This window comes from Acrocarpospora corrugata (assembly GCF_009687845.1).
Taxonomy (GTDB): domain Bacteria; phylum Actinomycetota; class Actinomycetes; order Streptosporangiales; family Streptosporangiaceae; genus Acrocarpospora; species Acrocarpospora corrugata.
Genome location: NZ_BLAD01000149.1, coordinates 1 through 8,916 on the forward strand (window position 1 = coordinate 1; position 8,916 = coordinate 8,916).

The 8,916-nt window shown below is 67.6% G+C and carries 11 protein-coding genes and 2 pseudogenes; 7 read left to right on the forward strand and 6 right to left on the reverse strand.

Features of this window, described 5'->3' with window-relative positions:
- Both Acor_RS45270 and Acor_RS46610 read right to left on the reverse strand, forming a co-directional pair.
- The coding region (locus Acor_RS45270) for a hypothetical protein (protein WP_422664872.1) at positions 1 to 463 on the reverse strand (463 nt) is incomplete at its 3' end.
- 51 nt (positions 464 to 514) lie between these two features.
- Positions 515 to 1,051, reverse strand: a pseudogene (locus Acor_RS46610) (PspC domain-containing protein); the annotation flags it as partial.
- A gap of 84 nt (positions 1,052 to 1,135) precedes the next feature.
- Here Acor_RS46610 and Acor_RS41370 point away from each other — a divergent pair.
- Genes Acor_RS41370 through Acor_RS41380 form a run of 3 tightly spaced genes read left to right on the forward strand, consistent with a single transcriptional unit; the run spans position 1,136 to position 4,446 of the window.
- Positions 1,136 to 2,320 carry an ATP-binding protein gene (locus Acor_RS41370; protein ID WP_155342223.1) on the forward strand — a complete coding sequence of 395 codons (1,185 nt, stop codon included), beginning with the start codon at positions 1,136 to 1,138 and terminating at the stop codon, positions 2,318 to 2,320.
- Positions 2,317 to 2,955, forward strand: coding sequence for a response regulator (locus Acor_RS41375; protein ID WP_155342224.1), 639 nt, complete (start codon positions 2,317 to 2,319; stop codon positions 2,953 to 2,955). The genes Acor_RS41370 and Acor_RS41375 overlap by 4 nt, the downstream gene beginning before the upstream one ends.
- A gap of 27 nt (positions 2,956 to 2,982) precedes the next feature.
- Complete coding sequence (locus Acor_RS41380) at positions 2,983 to 4,446, forward strand: glutamate-cysteine ligase family protein (protein WP_155342225.1); 1,464 nt, start codon at positions 2,983 to 2,985, stop codon at positions 4,444 to 4,446.
- 50 nt (positions 4,447 to 4,496) lie between these two features.
- On the opposite strand, the gene Acor_RS41385 is transcribed toward Acor_RS41380, so the two are convergent.
- From Acor_RS41385 to Acor_RS41395, 3 genes are read right to left on the reverse strand one after another with little or no spacing between them, the layout of a single operon-like run.
- Positions 4,497 to 4,880, reverse strand: a complete 384-nt coding sequence (locus Acor_RS41385; RefSeq protein ID WP_155342226.1) for a hypothetical protein — start codon at positions 4,878 to 4,880, stop codon at positions 4,497 to 4,499.
- 25 nt (positions 4,881 to 4,905) lie between these two features.
- The gene (locus Acor_RS41390; RefSeq protein WP_155342227.1) at positions 4,906 to 5,097 is read right to left on the reverse strand and encodes a hypothetical protein; all 192 of its coding nucleotides are present in this window, start codon (positions 5,095 to 5,097) and stop codon (positions 4,906 to 4,908) included.
- A gap of 18 nt (positions 5,098 to 5,115) precedes the next feature.
- The gene (locus tag Acor_RS41395; protein ID WP_155342228.1) at positions 5,116 to 5,274 is read right to left on the reverse strand and encodes a hypothetical protein; all 159 of its coding nucleotides are present in this window, start codon (positions 5,272 to 5,274) and stop codon (positions 5,116 to 5,118) included.
- Positions 5,275 to 5,824: 550 nt separating this feature from the next.
- On the opposite strand from Acor_RS41395, the gene Acor_RS41400 reads away from it, so the two are divergent.
- The 4 genes from Acor_RS41400 (at position 5,825) to Acor_RS41415 (ending at position 8,458) form a co-directional block, all read left to right on the forward strand.
- On the forward strand, positions 5,825 to 6,085 hold the full coding sequence (locus Acor_RS41400) for a hypothetical protein (protein ID WP_155342229.1): 261 nt from the start codon (positions 5,825 to 5,827) through the stop codon (positions 6,083 to 6,085).
- On the forward strand, positions 6,082 to 6,324 hold the full coding sequence (locus Acor_RS41405; RefSeq protein ID WP_155342230.1) for a hypothetical protein: 243 nt from the start codon (positions 6,082 to 6,084) through the stop codon (positions 6,322 to 6,324). Before Acor_RS41400 ends, Acor_RS41405 begins: the two co-directional genes overlap by 4 nt.
- A 111-nt stretch (positions 6,325 to 6,435) precedes the next feature.
- A complete protein-coding gene (locus tag Acor_RS41410) occupies positions 6,436 to 7,209 on the forward strand; it encodes a neutral zinc metallopeptidase (protein ID WP_155342231.1) in 774 nt (257 codons plus the stop codon).
- A gap of 517 nt (positions 7,210 to 7,726) precedes the next feature.
- Entirely contained in the window at positions 7,727 to 8,458 is a 732-nt protein-coding gene (locus tag Acor_RS41415) for a CPBP family intramembrane glutamic endopeptidase (RefSeq protein ID WP_246239840.1), read from the forward strand.
- A gap of 273 nt (positions 8,459 to 8,731) precedes the next feature.
- On the opposite strand, the pseudogene Acor_RS42735 reads toward Acor_RS41415, so the two are convergent.
- Positions 8,732 to 8,916: pseudogene (locus Acor_RS42735) on the reverse strand (hypothetical protein); the annotation flags it as partial.

Sequence of the window (8,916 nt, forward strand, 5' to 3'; positions counted from 1 at the left end):
GCTGGGGGGCGGTGGGTGGGGCGAAGGTGGCGCTTCTCGCTTCGCGTGCCAGGTCGGACAGTCGGCGGTAGCCGCCGGACTGGGGAGCGGTGTAGGAGGGCGTGAAGCCGTACGGGCCTGGGGACGGCGGCATCGCCGGTTCGGGCATCGCATACGAAGACACGCCGAACGGCCGGGCGAACGCGCTCTCCGGCGCCCGGGTCATCCCCCTGCGCCCGGTCATCCGCTCCGGAATCGACCGGGCCATCGCCAGCAGATCGACCCCCCGCGCATGCGCCGCCAGCAACGCGATCGCCAGCAACGTCCCCACCACGATGGTCCCCCGGCCGATCCCCCCCGAGGCCACATTGATAATCAACCCAAACGCGAACACCGCCGTCAGCAGCGCGAGAACCGTCTCCGCGTCGAAAATCCGCCGCGTCCACTGCTCCATGTATCCCGGCCGCCCATCGGGCTCCCGCATCAACAAAAACGCGGCGATATAAAGAAATATCCCGATCCCCGAACCCAACACCAAAACCGCAAACCCCACCCGGAACAAAACCGGATCCATCCCAGAAAACCGCCCCAGCCCCGCACACACCCCCGTCAACATCCGCCCTTCACTACTCCGCTGCAAAAACCGCGGAGTCTCCCGCCCAGAGTCCACAGGAGACGCGGTCTCCTCATCGGAGCCGGAGCCGGAGCCGGAGCCGGAGCCGGAGCCGGCGTTCGACCCCTCTTCCGAGCTGCGCGAGGAGTCCGCGGCCGATTCCGCTGCCGGGCCCACGCCCGACTCCATGGTGGGCTCGGGGGTTGGTTCCGGCGCGGAGTCCGTGCTGGGCTCGGCGGTGGCGTCGGGGACCGGTACCCGCGCGGAAGCCGGGGCCGAGTCCGCGGCGGAGCCCGTGGCCGATGCCGTCCCGGCCGTGCTCTCCGCACCGGTGTCGGTGTCGGATGTCGGGGTCTGGGGCGGTTCGGGATTCGGGGTTGCCGCGTTCGGGTGTTTCGCGTTCGGCCCGGACGTGGGTTCTTCGGTCATGGTTCCATCGTGGTCGGTTGGTGGGGGCATGTGCCATCGGGGGAACCCCTGAACTCGGTCTCAGGGACGCGCCCTGATGCATACTCTGGGGCGAGATGTGACGATGCAGAGGCGATGTCTGAGATTCCTGACGCCACACCGGCGTTTCCCAAGCTGACCAGGCCCCTGTCCGGGCGTGTGGTGGCGGGAGTCGCGCAGGGGGCGGCCGAGCAGTTGCGGCTCGACCCCGTTGTGCTGCGGCTCGCGTTTGTGCTGCTCACCGTCCTGGACGGCCTGGGGATCGTGGCGTACGCCGCGCTATGGATGTTCACGCCACGCGAGCCGTCGGAGAAGGTGGACCGGGGCCGCGACTGGGGCCAGGTGGCCGCCTACGGCCTGGTCGGCTTCGTGCTGGCCGCCATCGGCGTACTCAGCGGAGCCGCCGCGGGCGGCGTCGCCACCTGGCCGATCGCGATCGGCGGCATCGGCTCCCTGATTCTCTGGCAGCAGGCCGACCCCGGCCGCCGCCAGCGCTGGATGAACAGCACCGTCGGCCAGGTCCGGCAGACCTGGGTGCGCTCTGGCATCGGCCTCCTGCTGGTCGTGGTCGGCGCGATCGGCTTCCTGGTCGCCCAGGATCAGCTCGCCCAGGCCGGCACCGGCCTGATGTTCACCGCCGTCGTGGTCGGCGGCATCGGCCTGATCGCCGCCCCCTGGCTGGCCAGCCTCTGGAAGGAACTCCAGAAGGAGCGCACCGAACGCATCAGGCAGGAGGAGCGCGCCGAAGTCGCCGCCCACGTGCACGACTCGGTGCTGCACACCCTCACCCTGATCCAGCGCAACGCCAACGACCCGCGCGAAGTGACCCGCCTCGCCCGCTCCCAGGAACGCGAGCTGCGCAACTGGCTCTACCAGCCGAAACAGGACGCTGACGCGACGCTCGCGGCGGCGGTCCGGCGGGTGGCGGCCGAGGAGGAGGACGCGCACGGCATTCCCATCGAAATCGTCTGCGTCGGCGACTGCGAACTGGACGAGAGCCTGTCGGCCTTGCTCCACGCGGCCAGGCAGGCGATGGTGAACGCGGCGAAATATTCTGAATCCCCGGTCGTGTCGGTCTACTTGGAGATCGAACCCGACGAGGTGACGTTGTTCGTCAGGGACCGCGGCAAGGGCTTCACCCTCGACGACGTGCCGGATGATCGGATGGGCATCCGCCAGTCGATCATCGGCCGGATGGAGCGCAACGGCGGAAGCGCCCGGGTCAAGACCGCCCCGGGCGAAGGCACCGAGATCATGTTGACGATGAAGAGGACCGCATGAAGACCGTACGTGTGCTGATCGTGGACGACCACCGGCTGTTCCGGTCCGGGGTACGCGCCGAGCTGGGGCCGTCCATCCAGGTCGTCGGCGAGGCCGAGGACGTGGAGACGGCCGTGCGCACGATCGCCGAACTCGAACCCGACGTGGTGCTGCTGGACGTGCACATGCCGGGCGGCGGCGGCCAGGAGGTGCTCCGGCGGGTGCTCGGCGGGGGCTCGCAGGTGCGTTTCCTCGCCCTCTCGGTCTCCGACGCCGCCGAGGACGTGATCGGCGTGATCCGCGGCGGTGCCCGCGGCTACGTCACCAAGACCATCAACGGCAACGAGCTGACCGACGCGATCAACCGGGTGGCCGAGGGCGACGCCGTCTTCTCGCCCCGTCTTGCCGGTTTCGTCCTGGACGCGTTCGCCTCCACGGAGGCCCCGCCGATCGACCCCGAACTCGACTCCCTGACCACCCGGGAGCGTGAGGTGCTCCGGCTGATCGCGCGCGGATACGCGTACAAGGAGATCGCCAAAGAGCTCTTCATCTCGGTGAAAACCGTCGAGACGCACGTGTCTTCGGTGCTGCGCAAGCTGCAGCTCTCCAACCGGCACGAACTCTCTCGCTGGGCCACCGCCCGTCGCCTGGTCTGATCCGCGCTCGCGTGCGACGCTTCCCTGATGGGACGTGACGTACCTGCCATAACGTTCAGCCGGGAAGACCGCCGGATTTATCGCGACAAGATCCGGCGGTCCCTGGACGTGCTGGCCCAGATGTTGCGCGAGTCACGCTTCGAAGCCGACCGCCCGCTGGCCGGGCTGGAGATCGAGCTCAACCTGGTCGACGAGCGCGGCGAGCCCGCGATGAAGAACGCCGAGGTGCTGGCCGCCATCGCGGAGCCCGACTGGGCGACCGAACTCGGCCAGTTCAACGTCGAGATAAACGTGGAACCGCAGGACCTCTCCCAGGACGGCCTCTTCACCCTGGAACAGTCGGTCCGCGACAAACTCAACCACGCCGAGGAGCGGGCCAGAACCGTCGGCGGCCACATGGTCCTGGTCGGAATCCTCCCCACCCTCCGCGAAGCGGACGTCAACGAGGCGACCCTCTCCGCCAACCCCCGCTACAAACTCCTCAACGAGCAGATATTCGCCGCCCGCGGCGAAGACCTGCATATTGGCATCGAAGGCGTCGAACGCCTCGACACCTACGCCGACAGCATCACCCCCGAGGCCGCCTGCACCAGCGTGCAACTCCACCTCCAGGTCAGCCCGCCCGCCTTCGCCGCCCACTGGAACGCCGCCCAGGCCATCGCCGGCCCCCAGGTCGCCGTCGCCGCCAACTCCCCGTTCCTGTTCGGCAAGGAACTCTGGCGCGAAACCCGCATCAGCCTCTTCGAACAGGCCACCGACACCCGCCCAGAAGAACTCAAAGCCCAGGGCGTACGACCACGGGTGTGGTTCGGGGAACGCTGGATCACCTCGGTCTTCGACCTGTTCGAGGAGAACGTGCGCTACTTCCCGGCGCTGCTGCCCATGTGCGAGGACGAGGACCCCCGCGAAGTCCTCGACAGCGGCGGCACCCCCACGATGGGCGAACTCTCCCTTCACAACGGCACCGTCTACCGCTGGAACCGCCCCGTCTACGCCGTCGCCGACGGCCTCCCGCACATCCGCGTCGAGAACCGCGTCCTCCCCGCCGGCCCCACTGTCGTCGACATCGCCGCCAACGCCGCCTTCTACTACGGCCTGATGCGCGTCCTCCCGTACGCGGAACGCCCCGTCTGGACCCAGATGTCCTTCGCCGCCGCCGAGGACAACCTCCGCACCGCCGCCCGCCACGGCCTCGACGCCCGCCTCTACTGGCCCGGCCTCGGCGAGGTCCCCGCCGCCGAACTCATCCTCCGCCGCCTCCTCCCCCTAGCCCACGAGGGCCTCGACAAATGGGGCGTAGCCCCCACCCACCGCGACCGCCTCCTCGGCATCATCGAACAACGCTGCCTCACCCACATCACCGGCGCCACCTGGCAATCCCAGACCTTCCACACCCTCGGCGCCAACCACGAAGCCCTCCGCCAAATGACCCTCCACTACACCCGCCACATGCACACCAACGACCCGGTCCACACCTGGCCGGCCCTCTGAACCCGGCGGCCCGCCGCGCACATGGGGTCTGGGAAGCGCCTGAACACGGGTCAGTACATTGCGAGTTCGTCGCTTTCGGCGAAGATCTGGTCCGGCGGACTGATCAGATAGCCCATGGAGGTGAGGACCCGGACAGCTTCCTCCGGGGTGTCGCGGACGGCGGCACCCAACTGCATGGGACGCCAGGTCCTGCGGCCCTCTTCCACGGCTGTCCTCCACGTGTCGGTCTTGTCGATGCTGAGCTCCTCGATGAGGAACTGCAGCACGTCTTTGAGGCAGAGCCGGAAGCGAGGTCCGCCGAGCGGGAAGTGCACGTCCTGCAGCCGCGGCACGTCGGGCGTCGGCGCATCGAGTTGGGCGGCGCGCTTCTTGGTCCGCCGGTTAGTGCAGCCTGAGAGCAGGAGGAAGACGATCTCGTCCCGGTGGGCGTGCACGTGGAAGTGTGCGGAAGGGATGTTGCTAGTCGGCGCGCGGAGGTATTCCCAGCGGAAGTCTGAGTTCGGATGACGACGCGACCGGCACCCTACTCAGGTAGATCGCTTCGAACGGCGGAACGTCATCACCCACCACGCCATGCACCGTGGTGGTGAGGTTGTCAGCGAATTCCTTGGCCCGGTCAGCGAGAGCGTCATCGGTCTCGGCCAGGGGCATCAATCCTCGAGCAGGTAATCAATACTGTTGACGGCGTCCAGGATCCATCTGCTCGGCTGTCAGTTGATACGTCTCAGCCTGTCGGCGCAGTTCGTCCTCGGAGATGCCTGCTCGCTTCAGGAGAGCCGCTCGCTCCCTGCGCAGTGCCCGCTCGCTCTTCTCGATCACAGTGCTCATGCGACCTCCCTCTGGGCGACGGTTCTGTTCAGTAAAGCGGAAGCCTCCGACATTTCGTGCCAATCGACATGATGCCTGCCTCGAAGGTATCCCCATCATGTCGTGGACGACACAGCGGGACGCTACCGACTGCTCCAACTTCCCGGGCAGCTTTGCCAAGGAGGGTCAGCGCGCCAAACCACCTATGAGCTCGTCCGACTGCCACCTGACTCTGGCCCCCAACGGCACAATCCCCGACCCACGGATGCCTGCCCCGGCCGGGATGCCGCCCGTTAGGGTTGGGACCCTCGTGGGAGCAGAGGAGGCCGTGCAGCGACGCCAGTTTCTCACCGGACTCGCGGGCATCACCACAACAGCCCTGTTCGCCACGGGGCAGTCGGCGGACGGGATGGCCTGGGTGGCCGCCGACCGGGCGCTGACGGCCGCGAACAGGTCAGGTGACCCTCGTCGCCGTCGGCGGGGCCTCCCGTTCGGTGGCGATCGCCATGCGCAGGCAAGGTCGTCACGATGGCGCGGTCACGTTGCTCACCCGGGCCGCGCTCGGGCTCGTGTGGACATCGGGATCCCGGATCAGGAGGTGCTCGCGGTGTATGCCGCACTGCTGTGCACCGCCGCCTACTCCTGCGCCCAGAACGGGCAGCGTGCCCAAGCCCTCGATCTGATCGGCGAAGCCGAACGGCCGCCGCCCGGCTGTCCGCCGGTAACGGCCGCGGCAGGTTGCCCACGCCCGCGAACGTCGGCGTCTACCGCATCGGTATTCACACTGTTCTCGGCGAACCGGGCGTCGCTCTCGACCATGCTCGCGCGGTGAACCATCATCTGCTGCCCACTCCCGAACGGCAGGCCCGCTACTGCATCGACATCGCTCGCGCGTGGGAACAGCACGGCCGTCCCAACCAGGCCGTCCTGGCCCTGCTCGCCGCTGAACGCGTCGCCCCGCAGAAGATCTCCCGCCCGTCGGTGGCCGCGATGGTCTCCGGCATGTTGTACGGACCTGGTCCGACGCCTGCGGAACTTCGTGCCCTCGCCGTACGCAGGGGTATTGCTTGACGGTCGTTCCAGGCGTGATGGCGATGTGTTTATGGGGTGACTGCGATGTCGTCTTTTTAGGGGATTTAGGCGGCGGATCCAGGTAACGATGGAGAGGTGTTCCCTCGAAAGATGGTCGCCGTCATCGTTGCGGTGTGCGCTGTTCTGTCGGGCTCCGCGTGTGGAGCGGTCACCGGGGCCTTGTCGTCATCGGAGCCGTCTGATTCCTGGGCAGGGTCTACCTCCGCCGCCGATCCTGAATCCGAGCCCAGCTCTGGTGCTGGATCTGACCAAACTGAACCGGAGATAGAGCCCAACACCCAGAATGCGCCGTCCTGGGGATGTGAGGAGGCCGGCGACACGTTCGAAAGTGATGTACTGCTTGCGCGTTGCCTGACCGAGAACTTCTGGATGCGGCAGTTCCAGGCGATCGGTGGTACTTACGAGCCCATCCGGGATTTCGTCCCCTACTCCGGCTCCGACGGTCCCACCTGTGGCGGTCAGCCGTCCGTCGCGAACAACGCGTTCTACTGCTCTGACGGCCATTTCATCGCCTTCGACGCTGGTTGGCTCCAGGGCATGTACCAGCAGTTAGGCGACGCCGCCGTCTACGTCGTCATTCCTCACGAATTCGGCCACGCCGTGCAAGCGCAGCTCACCCAGAATTTCAACTTCAGCGTGGAACGCGAGCTTCAAGCCGACTGCTACGCCGGTGGCACCCTCAACGCCCTCATCCAAGCGCAGCAACTCCGGGCCGACCCCGGCGACGATTCCGAAATCATCAACAACCTCCAAGCGGCCGGCGACCCCACCGACGCCTGGTGGGAACCCGGTGCCCACGGAACCCCCGAACGCCGCCAATCCGCCTTCGCCACCGGCTACCAACAGGGCGTCACCGCCTGCTGATCTCTCCGCGAGCTGCAGCGGTTATCAACGGGGCGTGACCGTCTGCTGGCCTCTCCCGTGAGTGGCATCGGCTGCCAACAGGGCGTCACTGCCTGCTGGCCTCTCCCGCGGTGGCATCGGCTGCCGACAGGGGCGTGACCGCCTGCTGGTCTCCCCCTGGGTGGCGTCGGCTGCCAACAGGCGTCACTGCCTGCTGGCCTCTCCGTGGGTGGCGTCGGCTAAGTAGGGCGTCACCGCTTGCTGATCCCTTCCGTGGCGGGCATCGGCGTCTGTGGGGCTCGTCACTGAGGCAGCGGCTAGCGTCGGTGATGTGGCGGGAGGAGATTCGGTGGCGGGGTTGAAGACTGTTGTGGTGTGTTGTGGGGTTCTGGCTGGCGCGAATGTGATGAACAACGTGGTGGCCAAACGATGGGCTCCGTTGACGTCGGCTGTGGCCACGGGGGTGCTTTTGGGGGTCGCGCGCCGGGAAGGGTTACGGAACGAGGAAATCGGCTTCGAGCGTCTGAGGGCGGGGGCTTTGATCGGTGGCGGGCTGGCGGCAGGAGTCGCCGCCGTCTACACCGTCGGGATTGGGCTGCCGCGAACACGCTCCTTGTTTCGCGACGAGCGCGCCCTCGCGCTCACCCGGGCTCGCGTCCTGGAGGAAGCCCTGCTCCAGGTGCCGATCGGAACGGTGCTGCTGGAAGAGATCGCTTTTCGTGGCGTCCTGCCCGCTCTGCTGTCCCGCTCCGTCCGCCCGAGGACGGCAGCCGCCCTCTCGTCCCTCCTTTTCGGCCTCTGGCACATCCTCCCCGCCCTCGACATGGCCCGCGCGAATCCCACAATCACCCGCCTGACCACAGGCGATTTCGACAGCCTGACCGATGGTGACGCGGGCTGCGACCACAGCGGAAGCGTCGTCGCCACCGCGAACGGCACCAGCGGGAGCATCGACCCGGACCCGAGGGCGCGCCCGGCCGTCGACCCAACCGCCGAGCCGATCTCCCCCGAATCGGAAGGGGAAGCGCGCTACCGCCACTCGCCAGTCGACCTGACCCGGCTGGTGGCAGGGACAGTGATCGCCACTTCAGCTGCTGGAGCCGCCTTCTGGGAACTCCGGCGGAGAGGCGGACTACTTGCTCCCGCCCTGGTCCACATCGCCACGAACTCCTTCGGCTACGCGGCATCCCGAATCGCCCGCCGCATCGACGCCCGATCCAACCAAGAACAAAACGACGCCCGATCCAACCAAGAACAAAACACGGAGTAGCGCCCGAACCACCAGAACTTCCGGGAATGCGATCCGTCTTCTGCAGGGCGAGGTCCTGGACTTCTCTGCATTGTTTACCGGCGTGATCTTCGGCGTCCCCGGCTTGGCGGCCGTTGGTCGGGCGTCCCCGGCTTGGCGGTCGTTTGCCCTGGCGTCCCGGCTTGATCTCTCCGCTCTGGCGGCCGTGGTCAGGCGTCCCTCTGGCCTGGTAGCCGTGGCTGGCGGGGCGAGGCCGCATGACAGGGGGTCGGGCGGGTGTCCGTGTCGGCCCGGTTAGGGGCGGGTGGCGGTGGTGAAGCGGAGGGGCATGGTGAAGGTGAAGGTGCCGTCGGGGGCGGCCAGTGAGCGGACGCCTTCGGTGAAGGTGTGTTTGGCCTCGGGGAGGGCGGGGGTGGGGATGGATTCCATCATGGCGCGCATGCCGGCGGACCAGAGCCAGGACCAGTAGTGGTCGGGGG